Here is a 17,200-nt window from a genome sequence, read left to right on the forward strand (position 1 = left end):
GCGGGCGAAGCGGTAAAAGACGTAAACAGTGAGTGGCGCGAATCGCCGATTAGGCTGGCCAGAGCTGGCCGGGTGTGTGACTGGCGTCGGTGACGGTCCATACAGTGGGCTGCTGCCCAATACTCCTGACAATTAAACGGATGGTAAACATATCAGAGACCTGTGCTTTTTGGCAAAGATTTACTTTCCTTTGCAAACAGATGTTTCAGGGCTTTTTTTGATCACAGAAATATCTCATCTGCTTAGGCTAAATTACGGATCTTCATCACATAAATTATTTTTTCGATGTCTAAAATAAATCGCGTAAGAATTAGTTAATTGAACTCTAACCCTTATCTGAATCGATTCGTTCTTTCGAAGATGATCTCTAATGCTCTTCTCACCCGGGGGCGTTAACGATAATAAAAGGAGGTAGCAAGTGACTATTGCTATTGTTATAGGCACACATGGTTGGGCTGCAGAGCAGTTACTTAAAACCGCAGAAATGCTTTTAGGCGAACAGGAAAACGTCGGCTGGATCGATTTCGTTCCCGGTGAAAACGCCGAGACACTGATAGAGAAGTATACCGCTCAGCTGGCAAAGCTGGACACCAGCAGCGGCGTGCTGTTCCTTGTTGACACATGGGGCGGCAGTCCGTTCAACGCCGCAAGCCGCATTGTGGTTGATAAAGAGCTGCATGAAGTCGTGGCCGGGGTCAACATCCCGATGCTGGTTGAGACGCTGATGGCCCGTGACGACAACCCGAGCTTTGACGAGCTGGTTGCGCTGGCCGTCGAAACCGGTCGCGAAGGCGTGAAAGCGCTGAAAGCGAAACCGGTTGAAAAAGCCGCTCCTGTCGCTGCCGCCGCCCCTGCTGCCGTCGCGAAAACCGCCACCCCGCTTAAGCCAATGGGCCCCAATGATTATATGCAGATTGGCCTCGCGCGTATCGACGACCGTTTGATCCATGGTCAGGTCGCCACCCGCTGGACCAAAGAGACCAACGTGCAGCGCATCATTGTCGTCAGCGATGAAGTCGCCGCCGATACGGTTCGCAAAACCCTCCTTACTCAGGTCGCTCCGCCGGGCGTAACCGCCCACGTGGTGGACGTCGCCAAAATGATCCGCGTTTACAACAACCCGAAATATGCGGGTGAGCGCGTGATGCTGCTGTTTACCAACCCAACCGACGTCGAACGTATTGTTGAAGAAGGGGTGAAGATCACCTCCGTTAACATCGGTGGTATGGCTTACCGTCAGGGCAAAACGCAGGTGAACAATGCCGTGTCGGTGGACGAGAAAGACATTGAAGCGTTCAAAAAACTCAACGATCGCGGGATTGAGCTTGAAGTGCGTAAAGTCTCTACCGACCAGAAACTGAAAATGATGGATCTGATCAGCAAAGTGGCGAAATAAGCCGGAGCTGGTTGACAAATTTCACACTTAAGTCTGTTTAAGCTATAGGAGAAGTACAATGGAGATTACCACTCTTCAGATTGTGCTGGTGTTCATCGTCGCGTGTATAGCGGGTATGGAATCCGTACTAGATGAATTTCAGTTTCACCGTCCGCTGGTCGCCTGTACGTTAATCGGCGCCGTTCTCGGCGATATGAAAACCGGTATCATCATCGGTGGTACCCTGGAAATGATCGCCCTCGGCTGGATGAACATCGGTGCGGCTGTAGCGCCCGATGCGGCTCTCGCCTCCATCATCTCTACCGTGCTGGTTATCGCCGGCCACCAGAACATCGGTGCCGGTATTGCGCTGGCTATCCCACTGGCAGCAGCAGGCCAGGTACTGACCATCATCGTGCGTACTATCACCGTCGCGTTCCAGCATGCGGCAGATAAGGCGGCGGAAAATGGCAACCTGACGGCACTGTCTTGGATCCACGTTTCGTCCCTGTTCCTGCAGGCCATGCGTATCGCTATCCCGGCGGTCATCGTGGCAATCTCCGTCGGCACCAGCGAAGTTCAGGGCATGCTGAACGCCATTCCAGAAGTGGTCACCAGCGGTCTGAACATTGCAGGCGGCATGATCGTGGTCGTTGGTTATGCGATGGTCATCAACATGATGCGCGCAGGCTACCTGATGCCGTTCTTCTACCTCGGCTTTGTTACTGCGGCCTTCACCAACTTCAACCTGGTAGCACTGGGCGTGATTGGTGCAGTAATGGCTATCCTCTACATCCAGCTCAGCCCGAAATATAACCGCGTAGCCGGTACAGCGCAGGTTGCTGGTAATAACGATCTCGATAACGAACTGGACTAGCAGGTGAGCGAAATGGTTGATATGACTAAAACTACCCCTCAGAAAAAACTGACTCCGGGTGATATTCGTGGCGTGTTCATCCGTTCAAACCTGTTCCAGGGTTCATGGAACTTCGAACGTATGCAGGCGCTGGGCTTCTGCTTCTCCATGGTACCGGCAATCAAACGTCTGTATCCGGAGAACAACGAAGCGCGTCGTCAGGCGATTAAGCGTCACCTGGAATTCTTCAACACCCATCCTTACGTTGCGGCGCCGGTTCTGGGCGTAACGCTTGCGATGGAAGAGCAGCGTGCCAACGGCGCAGAGATTGACGATGGTGCCATCAACGGTATCAAAGTGGGTCTGATGGGGCCGCTGGCAGGCGTGGGTGACCCCATCTTCTGGGGTACCGTGCGTCCGGTCTTCGCTGCACTCGGTGCCGGTATCGCCATGAGCGGTAGCCTGCTCGGGCCTCTGCTGTTCTTTATCCTGTTCAACGTGGTGCGTCTGGCCACCCGCTACTACGGCGTGGCGTACGGCTACCGTAAGGGCGTGGATATCGTTCAGGATATGGGCGGCGGCTTCCTGCAGAAACTGACTGAGGGGGCGTCAATCCTCGGCCTGTTTGTCATGGGGGCGCTGGTGAACAAGTGGACGCACGTGAATATCCCGCTGGTGGTGTCAACCATCACCGGCCAGGATGGCCAGACCCGTGTGACCACCGTGCAAACCATCCTGGACCAGCTGATGCCGGGCCTGGTGCCGCTGCTGCTGACCTTCGCCTGTATGTGGCTGCTGCGTAAGAAAGTGAACGCGCTGTGGATCATCGTCGGCTTCTTCGTTATCGGTATCGTTGGTTACGCGATCGGTCTGCTGGGTCTGTAAGTTTTAACTGAATACACCGGGGGCATGAAGGCCCCCGTTTTTTTATCCGGAGGATGAATGACGGTCACGGACATCGTACTGGTTGTTTTTATTGTTGCCCTTCTGGCGTATGCCATCTACGACGAATTGATCATGCCCCGCCGCAACGGCGCGACGCTGCTCTCAATCCCCCTTCTGCGCCGTGGTCGCGTTGACGGCATCATCTTTACCGGCCTGCTGATGATCCTTATTTATAACAACGTGATGAGTCAGGGATCATTACTGACCACATGGTTATTATGTGCCCTGGCATTAATGGGGTTTTATCTCTTCTGGATCCGGGCCCCGAAAATAATCTTCAAATCCACTGGATTCTTTTTCGCCAACGTCTGGATAGAATATAACCGCATTAAAGAGATGAATTTATCGGAAGATGGCGTGCTGGTAATGCAATTAGAGCAGCGACGCCTGCTTATCCGGGTACGGAATATTGACGACCTGGAGAAGATATACAGGTTACTTGTTAAAACTCAATAAGATAGAATAATAGCACTGGCTATATCTGGACAAATATTTAGCAATGCCATATAGCCATGGCTATATTATTTCACGGAATTCACGCCTTATTATTAACGTTATTTTCACAACAAAATCTAAATGAAAATCGTTATCAATAAGTAAACTGAATAATACATTCCTGTTGTTGTTTTATATTCTCAAAATATGTTAAGGTTGCGCCCGTCGTTGGGGAGTAGCCGATTTCCGGTTTGCCGGAAATGTGCGTGTCAACATACTCGTTGCAAAACGTGGCACGTACGGATTGTTTCTGCATTACGCAGAGGGGTCAGGCGAGACCATAGATGCATCTACTGCTGTTTACTGGGGGCAGTGATGTGTCATATGGATATTCCCGGTCTGGACGCATTTATGAACCTCTCTGCAACACTTCTTCTGGCCTTTGGCATGTCGATGGACGCGTTTGCCGCCTCCATGGGTAAAGGCGCTACGCTGCATAAACCTAAGTTCTCTGAAGCCCTGCGTACCGGTCTTATCTTTGGTGCTATCGAAACCCTGACTCCGCTGATTGGCTGGGGTCTGGGGATGCTCGCCAGCCAGTTCGTGCTGGAGTGGAACCACTGGATCGCCTTTATCCTGCTGACCTTCCTCGGCGGACGTATGGTTATCGAAGGCATTCGTAATGATGTCGATGAAGAAGAGCCCATCCACCGTCACGGCTTCTGGCTGCTGGTGACCACGGCAATTGCCACCAGTCTGGATGCGATGGCCGTCGGCGTGGGGCTGGCGTTCCTGCAGGTGAACATTATTGCCACCGCGCTGGCGATTGGCTGCGCGACCTTTATTATGTCCACCCTCGGGATGATGATTGGCCGGTTTATCGGCCCGCTGTTAGGGAAACGCGCCGAGATCCTCGGCGGTATCGTGTTGATCGGTATTGGCGCACAGATTATGTGGAGCCACTTCGCCGGTTAACCGACGCGCTGCCAGCAGTGGAGACTGAAATCTGTCTGGCAGCTGAAATGTTCCTGTTTTGCCAGGGCTTCCCACACCTCCGGTTTTGCCCGCCACGCGAAAGGCGTCATCTGTAACAGCGCCACCGCCTCTTCTCCGCTCAACGACATGCCATAACCCAGCGACTGCTCTTCTTTGAGCGCAAAGCCCGTCAGCTGCTCGGAATGCGCCGCATGCAGCAAAACCTCGTCGTAAATCAACCCTTTCAGCTCCATCAGATGGCGCGGCCCTGGCGTCACGGTGATTACCCATCCGCCCTCTTTAACTACCCGCGCCAGCTCTTCACCCTTGCAGGGGGCGTAGATGCGGACCACCGCCTCCATGCTGTTCTCTTCAAACGGCAGACGGTGACTGGATGCCACGCAGAAAGTCACCTGCGAGTAGCGTTTTGCCGCGGCGCGGATAGCGGATTTCGAGACGTCCAGACCAAAGGTCGTTGCGCCCTTCTCCTGCGCGGTTTGTGCAAAAGCGGCCGTGTAGTAACCTTCGCCGCAGCCAATATCAAGTATCGACGTCGCGCCATCGGGCAATAACGCCGCCAGCTTTTCGGCGACCGCATCACGCAGGGGCTGATAGTGACCGGCATCAAGGAAGGCTCTGCGCGCCTGCATCATCTCTGCGCTGTCGCCCGGATCGCGCGACCGCTTATGCTGCACCGGCAGCAGATTGACGTAGCCCTCTTTCGCCATATCGAACCGGTGCCCCAGCGGGCAGGCGTAACTTTTATCCGTTTGCGCCAGCGGCGCGTGGCAAAGAGGACAGCAGAAGGTCATGGTAACTCCGGGCAATCATAAAGGGCGAAAGTGTACCGCTAATCGCCCCGCTATAAAACGGCCTTAACGCATTACGATTAGATGGCTTGAGTCGGCCGGGAGTCCATCCGGCTTGATGTTTTCGATGCGCAGCACGTCGCCCATGATCTGGCTGAATACCGGCGCCGAGACCGCTCCGCCGTAATAGGCCCCGTTTTGCGGATCGTTAATCACTACCGCCAGGGCAAAGACAGGCTTGCTGGCCGGCGCGACGCCCGCCGTATAAGCCACGTATTTGTCGACATAGTTGCCGGCATCATCGATTTTCTTCGCGGTGCCGGTTTTCACCGCCACCCGGTAATCACGGACTGCCGCTTTGATCCCGCCCCCGCCCGGCAGGGCCACACTCTCCATCATATGTTCCACCTCCTGCACAATCGACGCAGGCATTACCTGGGTGCCGACAACCGGCGGATCGATGCGGGTGATAGAGAGCGGACGCTCCAGGCCGTAGCTGCCGATGGTGGCGTAGACGTGCGCCAGCTGCAACGGGGTGACCATCAGTCCGTAACCAAACGCAAAGGTGGCGCGATCGAGCTGGCTCCAGAATTTACGCACCGGCAGCAGGCCGCTGCTCTCCCCCGTTAAACCCAGACCGGTGGAGCGGCCGAAGCCAAACCCGTGGTAGGTGTCCAGCAGGCGTTGGATCGGCATCGCCAGCGAGAGGCGTGATACGCCCGTGTCGCTCGATTTTTGCAAAATGCCGGTCAGCGTCAGCTCCGGGTAGTAACCGACGTCGCGGATACGGTGTCCGGCCAGGGTGTAGGGATGCGTATCAATAACGCTGTCCGGCTGCACCAGCCCCTGCTGAAGGGCGGTCATCAGCACCAGCGGCTTAACGGTTGAGCCCGGTTCGAAGGTGTCGCTGATGGCGCGGTTGCGAAAATCGTTCAGCGTGGCGCCTTCACGGTTATTGGGGTTGAAATCCGGGAAGCTGGCCATCGCCAGGATCTCGCCGGTCTGAACGTTGATCAGCACCGCCGCCCCTGACTCCGCTTTATTCCAGGCCACGGCGTTGTCCAGGGCATCTTCCGTGATGGTCTGCAGTCGCTCGTCAATGCTTAACTGGATATTGTGCGCCGGAACCGGCGGGACTTCGGTGATGTTTTCGATCACGCGCCCGAAGCGATCTTCGCGCACGCGACGCAGGCCAGGTTTACCGGTGAGCTGGGCATTAAAGCTTTTTTCGATCCCCTCTATGCCTTGCCCGTCGATGTTAGTGAAGCCGATAAGGTTGGCTGCCACGTGCCCGGCCGGGTAAAAACGCCGGGACTCATCGCGCAGGCTGATCCCCGGTAGCCGCAACTTTTCGATCCACTTAGCCTGAGAGGGGTCGACCTGGCGGGCGAGATAGATAAACCGGCCATGCGGATTGCCATTGATACGCGCCGCCAGCGTGGGGAGCGACAGATGCAGCGCACTGGCTAACGCCTGCCAGCGATCGTCATACCCGACGCCCCCTTTTGCCAGCACCGTTTTGGGATCGGCCCACACCGCCTGCACCGGCACGCTCACGGCCAGCGGCCGCCCTTCCCTGTCCATTATCATTCCCCGGGGGGCGTTAATCGCCACTTCCCGCAGCGAGCGCATGTCCTCCTGCTTAACCAGCGGGTCGGGCTTGACGATCTGCAGCCAGGCGACGCGGCCCAGAAGAAAGAGCAGACTACCAAGAATGACCATGCAGAGAAGAGCAAAACGTAACGGAGTGAAGTTTGCTGCGGGGTTGACGTGTTTCTTTTTCACCAGGGCTCCAGGGGTTGGTAACAACGCCCTGATTTAACGGCAAATATGAGCTGGAGGGGTGAAAACAATGCTAATACTCTCGCAGCTTTGAAACAAACTGCTAACAGAGACGCATGTGGTAACACTTTGAAAAACATGCATTAAAAAGCCCCGCATACGCGAGGCTTTATATCTCTGCAACTGAAACGTCGGAACGCTTCAGATCAGGCAGGGGTTCGATCAGATAGCGGTTACGTTAACAGCAGCCGGACCTTTCTGGCCGTCCTGAATTTCGAACTCAACGTTCTGGCCTTCAGCCAGAGTTTTGAAGCCGTTACCCTGGATTGCAGAGAAATGTACGAATACATCTTTGCTGCCGTCAGCAGGAGTAATGAAACCAAAACCTTTAGACTCGTTGAACCACTTAACTTGACCTTTAATCTTTGCCATTTGCAAAATTCCTTAGAATGATTTCTTCGCCCGCGGGCATTCACTAGATAAAACTGAGACATTACTGCATGAGGCACTAATATAAGGTTCGGCAGAGAAGCGGTATTCAACGACAACGTGTTTACTCAGGACTTCTATACTGAAAATGCCACACATAAACAGAACTGTACCTCGTTTGACCCAAACCGTGTTATCACACACAACTTAAATAATGGCAAGCCATTTTTAAACGTGTCTCGATCAGCCGCACAAATTCAGGGACTGATTTGCCACAATCTGCACAGTAATCCACTTATGTGTATAGCTGGCCCGTATGTTGCTCGATCAGTGACCGTCAGGGTAGACGCTGTTATCAAAGACTTTTTTACCTTAGACCAATAACTTCGTATCGTCCAGCAAGCGAGGCGGATTTCCTGCAACATCTATTTCCATTAGAACATTTGGTAAAAACTTATGCTGATTTGATCGCAACGGCAGGCATTTGTTTATCAGTAAAAAAACAGACTATATCGCTTCGCTTGTTTAAGTTATATACACCCTGACCCTGAAAGTCGCCATGCACCAAAATAATGATATTTTTATGAACCTGCTTCAAAAAAAGGCAATCAAAACGTTTCGATTAAAATAAAATATGACCCGCGTCGGTTTAATACAGAATAAGTACTAAGCGAACACATAATAGTTTATAAGGATAAATATTGACCAATACGAAGAGGTTGAAAGTTATCGCCGGGTAAAGATATATTCTTAAGTGCCTGAGCCAACTCTTTTACAGGCTCATCCAGGGATTCATCTGCCAGTTCAAATACCCCCCAGTGGATCGGGATCGCCCGCGGCATGCCCAACTGCTGCCAGAGCGCCACCGCCGACTGCGGATCCATATGATGCACCGACATGAACCAACGTGGTGCGTACGCCCCTACAGGTATGGCAACGGTATCCAATTTTCCCAGCCGTTCGGGGATGGTCAGGAGCTCAGGGGTATATCCGGTATCGCCGCTGAACCAGAAGCGCTGGTTTTGCCCTTCAAAGACCCAGCCGCACCATAACGAGCGATTACGATCCCAGAGGCTACGCATGCTCCAGTGCTGCGCTGGAACCGCAGTAAACACCACCCCTTCGAAAACGTAGCTTTGCCACCAGTCCAGCTCAATAACCTGTTTCGCCCCCCGTCGGCGACACCAGGCGCCCAGTCCTAAGGGCACAAAAAAAGTGAGCTGCGGGAAGCGTCGCAAAAGCTGGCGCACCGTTGCGGAGTCGAGATGATCAAAATGATTATGGGAAATGACGACGGCATCGAGTGACGGTAGCGCCGCGACGCTCGTTACCGGAGGCGTTTTTCGTGTCGGCCCGGCAAAGGATACCGGCGAGGCGCGCCGGGAAAAGACCGGATCGGTAAGGATGTACTTTCCGCTCAGGCGTAACAGCAGGCTGGCGTGTCCCAGCCACCAGACACCGTCTTCTTCTAGGGTATTCAAGGTGACAGGCTGCCACCACTGGCGGATAAAGGCGTCGTAGCCTTCTGCTGGGGGTTTTGGCAATCCGGCAGCTTTGCGCTCTTTGCGCCAGCGTTCAACGTCGCCGGGTTGATGACCAGAGTCATTCGTATTGCGAAAGCCCTGCGGGGTATGATGCGCGAGGGAGGCGTTATACCAGGGATTACTCCAGGCCACACACACCTCCCTTAACGGATTAGCGTTCGGCTACCAGACGAATAAAGTCATCGTCCTGGCTGTCAGCCGTCACTTCTGGCGCTTTTGGTGCTTCTTTCTCTTCCGGCTCATTGGCTTCGCACAGGCGACGCAGCAGGACATTCTGTCGTTTCTGCAGGTCGACCAACTTCTCCAGCAGCTCAATCTGCTCGCTGGTACGGGAGCTTGCACGATTCACAAAAAACCACAGCACCAGGCCCACAACCAGCAGCACGACCGAGATTGCCAGAGATGCCACGCTGAACATCCCGGAATTCACTAACTCACCCATTTCACCCCCCAATAAAAACGCTCATTTTACCACTCGCGTTAAGGAAGGAAATCATTTGCGATAAAAATGACAGCTACCAGGGGATAAACTTATTGATAGAACAAATACCGCTAAAGAACTGTACATCCTGATCGCACATCACGTTAATGGTCTGCGTCCAGAGTAAAACACAGGCCAGCAACACTAAGACCAGAATAACCCAGCGTATTTTTTTCACTCCACTCTCCGTACCCTAACTGCCTGATGCCAGGTTATCATGCGCAACTTAAACCATGCCTAACTGTAACGTGAAGGCGATGCTTTCGGAATCATATACTTGTTAAAGTGATTGTATCGATTACCCTAAGCGGCAGTTATTCAAAAAATGAGGTAATGATGCGCTTTTTTATTCGCACATTGATTGTTATAGCACTCGTCTGGACGGGTTTGCTGCTCGCAGGCTACGGCGTGCTGACCGGCAGTAAAGAGAATGCGGGTGGGCTGGGCATTCAGTGCCAGTATCTTACCGCGCGTGGCATCAGCACGGCGCAGTATATTCATTCAGACAGCGGCTTCATCGGGCTGTCCCGCTGCCCGCTGCTGAGGAAAACCGAGACCGTCATCGATAACGGCTGATTCTGTGCACAAAAAACGCCGCCATCAGGCAGCGTTTTTTTATGGCGCTAACAATCAGAACGGATAGTCGTTGTAACCCATCTGCTCAGAAATCTTACGCGCCGCCGTGTGCAGCATTTCTACGTACTCGTGCAGATGCTCTTCAGAGAAACGCAGCGTCGGGAAGGAGATACTCAGGCCGGCGATCACCACACCGAAACGGTCAAAGACAGGTACGCCGATGCAGCGCAAGCCTTCTTCCTGCTCCTGGTTATCTTCGCCATAACCCTGCTCACGCACTTTATCCAGCACCTGCAACAGCTCCTCGGTGGTGGTAATAGTGCGTTCGGTGCTGCGTTTGTATTCCACGTTCTCGAGGATCTGCTTCACTTCGTCACGGTCGCGCCATGCCAGCAGGACTTTACCGATAGCGGTACTGTACAGCGGGTTACGACGACCAATGCGTGAATACATGCGCAGGTTGTACATGGAGTCGATTTTATGGATGTAGACGATACTGTCTTCATCCAGCGCCCCCAGGTGCACCGTCTCTTTCGTCAGACGCGACAGTTCACGCATCTGAATATCTGCGCTGCGGATCAGGTCGACGTTCTGCAGCGCGCGCGCGCCCAGTTCAAATAACTTCAGGGTCAGAGAGTACTTTTCAGACTCCCCTTCCTGTGCAACATAACCCAGTGATTTCATGGTCTGTAAAAAGCGATAAACGGTGCTTTTTGACATCATCACACGCTGGGACAGCTCAGTAATACCAATTTCGCGCTCTTCACCAAGCGCCTGCAGGATGCCGAACACCTTTAACACGGATGAAACAGAATCTGGCTGTTTATCCAAATCCGCGATTGCCATTAATCACCTCAACGCAAGTGTTTTATAAAATTCAGAACCGGTTTTTATTATAAATTCGCAGCCGCGTTGCTGCAATCAATCCTGGCTTACCTGGTTACAAATCTGCGACATACAACCGAAATAACAGTGATAATATCGTTACCCTGTTAATAATAACCTCCAATGCTAATTAATTCTCATGACTACAACCCCCACTGACGGCCTGCCGATACCGCAACGCTATGGTGCGATTGCGACCATTATTATCGGTATTTCAATGGCTGTACTGGATGGCGCCATCGCCAACGTGGCTCTCCCGACTATTGCCAGCGACCTGAATGCCTCCCCCGCCAGCTCGATCTGGATTGTGAACGCCTACCAGATAGCCATTGTCATCTCGCTGCTGTCATTCTCTTTTCTCGGGGATATGTTTGGTTACCGCCGGGTCTATCAGTGCGGGCTGGTGGTATTTACCCTGACGTCTCTCTTTTGTGCCCTTTCGGACACGCTGCACATGCTGACCCTGGCGCGCATCGCGCAGGGCTTTGGCGGCGCGGCGTTGATGAGCGTGAATACGGCGTTGATTCGCCTGATCTACCCGCAGCGGCATCTGGGCCGGGGCATGGGGATTAACTCCTTTATCGTTGCCGTGTCGTCTGCGGCGGGCCCGACCATCGCCGCAGCGATCCTCTCCGTAGCTTCCTGGCAGTGGCTGTTTCTAATCAACGTTCCGCTGGGGATCGTGGCGTTGCTGTTCGCCCTGCGCTTTTTACCCGCCAACGGGCCGAAAAGCAGCATGCCCAAATTCGACCTCCCGAGCGCGGTGATGAACGCCCTCACCTTTGGCCTGCTGATCACCGCCCTGAGCGGGTTTGCCCAGGGCCAGTCGCTTATGTTGATAGCGGGCGAGGTCGTGGCGCTGCTGGTGGTCGGCTTCTTCTTCGTGCGTCGTCAGCTGGCGCTGCCGGTGCCGTTACTGCCGGTGGACCTTTTGCGTATTCCGCTCTTCTCGCTCTCTATCTGTACCTCCATCTGCTCATTCTGCGCGCAGATGCTGGCCCTGGTTTCCCTGCCCTTCTTCCTGCAAAGCGTCATTGGCCGCTCAGAAGTGGAAACGGGTCTGCTGTTAACGCCCTGGCCGCTGGCAACAATGGTGATGGCGCCGCTGGCGGGTTATCTGATTGAGCGGGTACATGCCGGATTACTGGGTGCGCTGGGGTTGGTGGTGATGGCAACAGGACTTTTCGCGCTTGCCCTGCTGCCTGCAGCGCCTCACGATCTGGATATCATCTGGCGCATGGTGCTGTGTGGGGCAGGCTTTGGCCTGTTCCAGTCGCCGAATAACCACACCATTATCACCGCCGCTCCCCGCCATCGCAGCGGTGGTGCCAGCGGGATGCTGGGCACCGCCCGCCTGCTGGGACAGAGTACCGGCGCGGCGCTGGTGGCGTTGATGTTCAACCTGGCCGGGCAAAGCGGCACGCACATGGCGCTGTTGACCGCCGGCACACTGGCCACCGTCGCGGCCATCATCAGCGGACTCAGGGTCACCCAGCCTCGTTCGCAGGCATAAAAAAAGCGCGTCGAAAGACGCGCTTTTTTATTATCCAGCCGAAGCTGTTACTTCAGGTATTCACCGTTACGCAGCGCTTCAATACGCTTATCCAGCGGCGGGTGAGACATGAACAGCTCGCTCAGCGATTTCGATTTACCGTTGATGCAGAAGGCCATCATGGTGGAGGCTTCCTGCGGCTCGTAGCTGGTTTTCAGACGCTGCAGCGCAGCAATCATCTTCTCACGGCCAACCAGTTTGGCGGAACCTGCATCAGCGTGGAACTCACGGTGACGGGAGAACCACATGGTGATGATGCTCGCCAGGATACCAAATACCAGTTCCAGTACCATTGAGACCGCAAAGTAGATCAGCGGGTTACCGTTGCTCGACTCGCCTTCCTCACGATCGCCACCCATAAAGCCTGCGGCGATCTGGGCAATGATACGCGAGATGAAGATAACGAAGGTGTTCACCACACCCTGAATCAGGGTCATGGTCACCATATCGCCGTTGGCAATGTGGCTGATCTCATGGGCGATAACCGCTTCCGCCTCATCACGGCTCATGTTCTGCAGCAGACCGGTGCTCACCGCAACCAGAGAGGCGTCACGACGCGCACCGGTGGCGAAGGCGTTAATATCCGGGGCGTGATAAATCGCCACCTGCGGCATGGCAATACCTGCCTGACGGGACTGATTGGCAACGGTGGTCATCAGCCACTGTTCCATATCGTTACGCGGTTGCTCAATAACCTCGCCGCCAACGGACTTAAGTGCCATCCACTTGGACATCAGCAGTGAGATAAAGGAGCCACCAAAACCAAACAGCAGCGCCATAATCAACAAACCCTGAACGCTGCTCGACTGAATTCCTGTCAGGCTGAGAACCACCCCGAAGACCACCATGACCGCAAGGTTGGTGAGCAGGAAGAGCGCGATTCGCATCATAATATTCTTTTAACCTCAGTTTAACAAAACGCACTATGCGATTACCCACATCGTATGGGTATTCCGCATATTTTCAAGGATTGGAGAGGCGTAAGTCACCAGAAAGACACAACTTTACATAATGAAATGACTGCCTGACGGCAGAATGCGGTTAACAAAAAAACAGGCACAATTTCTTGTGCCTGTTGGGGGAGATTATTTTGCCGGAGCGGGGTTACCGGCAGGCTTGTCTTTTTCCAGTTTCGCCAGGTCGATGGCGATTTTCACCGTCTCATCGAGATACGGATCCGGCTCCTGGTAATCCTTCGGCAGGTCATCCAGCTTTTTGAGGACTGGCTTACCTTCACGTTTGAAGCGGTCGTTGATACGCGCCAGACGTGTCGCATCATCCTCTTCGTTCTCTTTCAGACGCTGCGCGTAATTCAGAGAGACGATATTGCGTTTCGCCTTCAGGGCATTGAAACGGGCAATATCCTTGACGATGTACTGGAACTCCGGATCTTTAGCGATGCGGTCGTCGTGCTGCTTCAGCAGCGCCGGACCAAACTGGGTCATGTCGCCCGACTTCACGTAGGTGGCAGCGTTCACGCTATCCCACGGCAACGCGTTGTCTTCGAACTTCTCACCGGTTTCGGTCTCTTCGGTGCCCGTCGGCATGATGATATCCGGGGTCACGCCTTTCCGCTGGGTACTGCCGCCATTCACGCGGTAGAACTTCTGAATGGTGTACTGGACCGAGCCCAGCGCTGGCCATTCCGGACGCAGCATCTGATCGTAAATGCGGTTCAGGGAGCGGTACTGCTGCACCGTACCTTTACCGAACGTCGGTTCGCCAACAATCAATGCACGGCTGTAATCCTGCATCGCGGCGGCAAAGATCTCCGAGGCCGAGGCGCTGAAGCGATCGACCAGCACCACCAGCGGGCCTTTATAGTACACAACGCCATCGGTATCCGCGTCTTCACGCACTTTACCGTTGTTGTCGCGCACCTGTACCACCGGTCCGGACGGGATAAACAGACCGGAAAGCGAAACCGCTTCGGTCAGGGCGCCGCCGCCGTTGGTACGCAGATCGATAATCACGCTCTTAACGTTCTGTTTTTCAAGTTTCTGCAGCTGGACTTTGACGTCGTCCGTCAGGCCCACGTAGAAACCAGGAATATCCAGCACGCCAACCTTGTCTTTACCCACGGTTTTCACCGACATCTTCACCGCGCGGTCTTCCAGACGGATACGCTCGCGGGTCAGGGTAACGATACGGGTCTTGGTGCCTTTACCAGCAGGCAGAATTTCCAGACGGACTTTGCTGCCTTTTGGCCCTTTGATCAGGGCAACCACATCATCCAGACGCCAGCCGATCACATCAACCATGTTCTGGCCGGGCTGACCGACACCGACAATGCGATCGCCTACACTAATCGCCTTGCTCTTGGCCGCCGGACCACCGGCAACCATGGAGTTGATCACGGTGTAATCGTCATCCATCTGCAGCACCGCGCCGATCCCTTCAAGGGAGAGGCTCATTTCAGTGTTGAACTGCTCGGTGTTGCGCGGAGAGAGATAGTTGGTGTGCGGATCGATTTCGTGCGCGAAGGCCGTCATCGCCAGCGAGAAGACATCTTCACTGTTGGTCTGGGCCAGGCGACGAATGGCAAATTTGTAGCGGCGGGTTAGCGTTTCGCGGATCTCTTTCTCATCTTTACCGGTGAGTTTGAGGCTCAGCTCGTCGTATTTAACTTTGCTGTCCCACAGCTGATTCAGCTCGGCTTCATCTTTTGGCCACGGCGACTTACTGCGGTCAAGATTAAAGGTGTCGTTACCCGTGAAGTCCATTGGACGTTCAAGCACCTTAAGCGCGTACTGATAGCGCTCAAAACGGCGTTTCTGCGACAGGTTATACAGGTCGTAGAACAGGTCCAGCTTGCCGCTGCGTAACTCATCCCCAACCTGGGTCTGCTTTTTGGCAAACTGTTCGACATCGCTCGCCAGCAGGACGTTATGGCTGTAGTCCAGCAGGTTCAGGTAGCGGTCGAAAATCTTTGTCGAAAAGGCCTGGTCGAGATCGAACTGGCGATAGTGCGAACGGGTGAAGCGCGACGTGACGCGCTCACTGACCGTCGCGTGCTGAGTCTCTTCCTTCAGAACCGGAATCTGATCGACACGCGTAATCTCGTCCACAGCGAAAGCGTGGCCTGTTATTGCAAACAGGCCAGCCAGCGCGGTGAGCTTAAAAAATGTGTTCATGCCGGGCTTGGCCTCCGTTTTAGAACAACAAGTGTTCTGCGCGTACAATCATTGACAGACCAGAAGTCAGCTGTACACGAACGCCATCTTTGGTGATTTCCAGTACGGTGGCATCCATAGCATTGTTACCCGCTTTTACCTTCAGAGACTGACCCACGCTGAGGGCGGTGATGTCAGAAACCGGAGTGTGGCGCGGCTCTTCACGAGGCGCACGCGGGGCTTTTGCCGCCGGTTGCTCAGCACGTGGCTTACGCTCGGTATTCTCTTTGCGACGCGGTGCAGGACGTGGCTTGCGTTCACGGCGAGGCGCTTCTTCCTGGCCATTGGCCGCGGCTGCTTCGCGTTTTTTAGCCTGCTGTTCAGCACGCTGAGCCTGAACTCGCGCTTTGGCTTCTTCAAGCTGCTTACGGGCATGCTCAACATGCTGCTCATCCAGCACACCGCAAGGGTTGCCGTCGAGATCAACACGCGTCGCGCCCGCTTTGATACCGTAAAGGTAACGCCAGCTCGAAGTATAAAGACGTAAGGCGGAGCGGAGTTGGGTTTTGCTGAGGTTCATCTCACCTTCAACACGCTCTACCAGATCCTGAAAAATACCAATTTTCAGGGGACGAGCTTCGCCTTCGGCACTAAAACATTGAGGAAAACGTTCGGCCAAAAACGCGATAACTTCTTTACTGCTATTCAACTTAGGTTGATTTTCCATGAAATTTCCTGATTACAACGGACGTTGCCGACAAGCCGCAGGCATGAACAGGCGACATTATAATGACGCCATCCGTAAATGCTACGTTATCCGTTGATTATCCTGCGACGCTCGCAAAGAATTTGTGATAATCGGTCGCGGCGAGAACGTTTTCAAGATTCGCCACCAGCTCGCGCAGCCCCTGTTCATCATCGGCTGTAAAGCGATTAAAGACAGTGCTGTCGATGTCCAGAACACCAATAATCTGATTGTTTACTTTCAGAGGAAGGACGATTTCAGCGTTGCTGGCGCTGTCGCAGGCGATGTGCCCGTCGAACGCGTGAACGTCATCCACACGCTGTACCTGATTTTGCGCCACCGCGGTGCCGCATACGCCGCGCCCGACCGGAATACGCACGCAGGCGAGCTTGCCCTGGAAGGGTCCGAGTACTAAGGTTTCACCTTCCAGCAGATAAAAACCGGCCCAGTTCACATCGGAAAGACGCTCAAAAAGTAATGCGCTGGTATTCGCCAGAGTGGCTAAGAAACTGGTTTCACCTGCCATCAATGCCTGAAAGTCACGGTTTAGATCCGTGTAGAATTCTGTTTTGTTCATTATTCAATCACTTGGTTGTCTTACAAAGTTACAGCATAGCCTATTAAAATAAGCATTATTTACGTTCATGCTCAAGATGAATCCATTCATGAGTTAAGATAACTATTAACTATCCTTTTTT

19 protein-coding genes are annotated in these 17,200 nt (G+C 53.9%); 7 read left to right on the forward strand and 12 right to left on the reverse strand.

Going from position 1 to position 17,200, the window contains the following annotated elements; all coding sequences use genetic code 11:
* The first annotated feature begins 418 nt into the window (after window positions 1–418).
* From manX to mntP, 5 genes are all read left to right on the forward strand, one after another.
* Window positions 419–1,396 carry a PTS mannose transporter subunit IIAB gene (gene manX, locus FFB58_RS05860; RefSeq protein ID WP_039030787.1) on the forward strand — a complete coding sequence of 326 codons (978 nt, stop codon included), beginning with the start codon at window positions 419–421 and terminating at the stop codon, window positions 1,394–1,396.
* Window positions 1,397–1,454: 58 nt separating this feature from the next.
* A complete protein-coding gene (locus FFB58_RS05865) occupies window positions 1,455–2,252 on the forward strand; it encodes a PTS mannose/fructose/sorbose transporter subunit IIC (protein WP_039030788.1) in 798 nt (265 codons plus the stop codon).
* A 12-nt stretch (window positions 2,253–2,264) separates the two neighbouring features.
* A complete protein-coding gene (locus FFB58_RS05870) occupies window positions 2,265–3,116 on the forward strand; it encodes a PTS mannose transporter subunit IID (protein WP_039030789.1) in 852 nt (283 codons plus the stop codon).
* Between the two features lie 57 nt (window positions 3,117–3,173).
* Window positions 3,174–3,632, forward strand: a complete 459-nt coding sequence (locus tag FFB58_RS05875; RefSeq protein WP_138369331.1) for a DUF986 family protein — start codon at window positions 3,174–3,176, stop codon at window positions 3,630–3,632.
* A 390-nt stretch (window positions 3,633–4,022) separates the two neighbouring features.
* Entirely contained in the window at window positions 4,023–4,586 is a 564-nt protein-coding gene (gene mntP / locus FFB58_RS05880; RefSeq protein ID WP_138369404.1) for a manganese efflux pump MntP, read from the forward strand.
* Here mntP and rlmA read toward each other — a convergent pair.
* From rlmA to mgrB, 7 genes are all read right to left on the reverse strand, one after another.
* Window positions 4,583–5,398 (reverse strand): 23S rRNA (guanine(745)-N(1))-methyltransferase, encoded by an 816-nt coding sequence (gene rlmA, locus FFB58_RS05885; RefSeq protein ID WP_138369332.1) that lies wholly within the window; start codon window positions 5,396–5,398, stop codon window positions 4,583–4,585. The two genes, mntP and rlmA, sit on opposite strands and share 4 nt — an antisense overlap.
* Before the next feature lie 63 nt (window positions 5,399–5,461).
* Window positions 5,462–7,180: a peptidoglycan glycosyltransferase FtsI gene (gene ftsI, locus FFB58_RS05890; protein ID WP_138369333.1), complete on the reverse strand. Its 1,719-nt coding sequence runs from the start codon at window positions 7,178–7,180 to the stop codon at window positions 5,462–5,464.
* Between the two features lie 219 nt (window positions 7,181–7,399).
* Entirely contained in the window at window positions 7,400–7,609 is a 210-nt protein-coding gene (gene cspE, locus FFB58_RS05895) for a transcription antiterminator/RNA stability regulator CspE (protein WP_001062678.1), read from the reverse strand.
* A 12-nt stretch (window positions 7,610–7,621) separates the two neighbouring features.
* On the reverse strand, window positions 7,622–7,765 hold the full coding sequence (locus FFB58_RS05900; RefSeq protein ID WP_072036694.1) for a DUF2627 domain-containing protein: 144 nt from the start codon (window positions 7,763–7,765) through the stop codon (window positions 7,622–7,624).
* Window positions 7,766–8,292: 527 nt separating this feature from the next.
* Window positions 8,293–9,282, reverse strand: coding sequence for an MBL fold metallo-hydrolase (locus FFB58_RS05905; RefSeq protein ID WP_138369334.1), 990 nt, complete (start codon window positions 9,280–9,282; stop codon window positions 8,293–8,295).
* Between the two features lie 19 nt (window positions 9,283–9,301).
* A complete protein-coding gene (locus tag FFB58_RS05910) occupies window positions 9,302–9,592 on the reverse strand; it encodes a YebO family protein (protein ID WP_039030794.1) in 291 nt (96 codons plus the stop codon).
* Window positions 9,593–9,665: 73 nt separating this feature from the next.
* Entirely contained in the window at window positions 9,666–9,809 is a 144-nt protein-coding gene (mgrB, locus tag FFB58_RS05915) for a PhoP/PhoQ regulator MgrB (protein WP_039030795.1), read from the reverse strand.
* Window positions 9,810–9,967: 158 nt separating this feature from the next.
* On the opposite strand from mgrB, the gene FFB58_RS05920 reads away from it, so the two are divergent.
* Window positions 9,968–10,207 carry a YobH family protein gene (locus FFB58_RS05920; RefSeq protein WP_039030918.1) on the forward strand — a complete coding sequence of 80 codons (240 nt, stop codon included), beginning with the start codon at window positions 9,968–9,970 and terminating at the stop codon, window positions 10,205–10,207.
* A 54-nt stretch (window positions 10,208–10,261) separates the two neighbouring features.
* Here FFB58_RS05920 and kdgR read toward each other — a convergent pair whose 3' ends face one another.
* On the reverse strand, window positions 10,262–11,053 hold the full coding sequence (kdgR, locus tag FFB58_RS05925; RefSeq protein ID WP_039030796.1) for a DNA-binding transcriptional regulator KdgR: 792 nt from the start codon (window positions 11,051–11,053) through the stop codon (window positions 10,262–10,264).
* 178 nt (window positions 11,054–11,231) lie between these two features.
* Here kdgR and FFB58_RS05930 point away from each other — a divergent pair, with 178 nt between their 5' ends.
* The gene (locus tag FFB58_RS05930; protein WP_138369335.1) at window positions 11,232–12,605 is read left to right on the forward strand and encodes an MFS transporter; all 1,374 of its coding nucleotides are present in this window, start codon (window positions 11,232–11,234) and stop codon (window positions 12,603–12,605) included.
* A 47-nt stretch (window positions 12,606–12,652) separates the two neighbouring features.
* On the opposite strand, the gene htpX is transcribed toward FFB58_RS05930, so the two are convergent.
* From htpX to FFB58_RS05950, 4 genes are all read right to left on the reverse strand, one after another.
* A complete protein-coding gene (gene htpX / locus FFB58_RS05935) occupies window positions 12,653–13,534 on the reverse strand; it encodes a protease HtpX (RefSeq protein ID WP_039030798.1) in 882 nt (293 codons plus the stop codon).
* Window positions 13,535–13,729: 195 nt separating this feature from the next.
* Window positions 13,730–15,778 carry a carboxy terminal-processing peptidase gene (prc, locus tag FFB58_RS05940; protein WP_138369336.1) on the reverse strand — a complete coding sequence of 683 codons (2,049 nt, stop codon included), beginning with the start codon at window positions 15,776–15,778 and terminating at the stop codon, window positions 13,730–13,732.
* Between the two features lie 19 nt (window positions 15,779–15,797).
* Window positions 15,798–16,484 carry an RNA chaperone ProQ gene (gene proQ, locus FFB58_RS05945; protein ID WP_039030800.1) on the reverse strand — a complete coding sequence of 229 codons (687 nt, stop codon included), beginning with the start codon at window positions 16,482–16,484 and terminating at the stop codon, window positions 15,798–15,800.
* Between the two features lie 97 nt (window positions 16,485–16,581).
* Window positions 16,582–17,079, reverse strand: coding sequence for a GAF domain-containing protein (locus tag FFB58_RS05950; RefSeq protein ID WP_039030801.1), 498 nt, complete (start codon window positions 17,077–17,079; stop codon window positions 16,582–16,584).
* Window positions 17,080–17,200: the final 121 nt, after the last annotated feature.

Source organism: Enterobacter sp. MF024, assembly GCF_005843915.1.
In the GTDB taxonomy this organism is placed as follows: Bacteria; Pseudomonadota; Gammaproteobacteria; order Enterobacterales; family Enterobacteriaceae; genus Enterobacter; species Enterobacter barmai.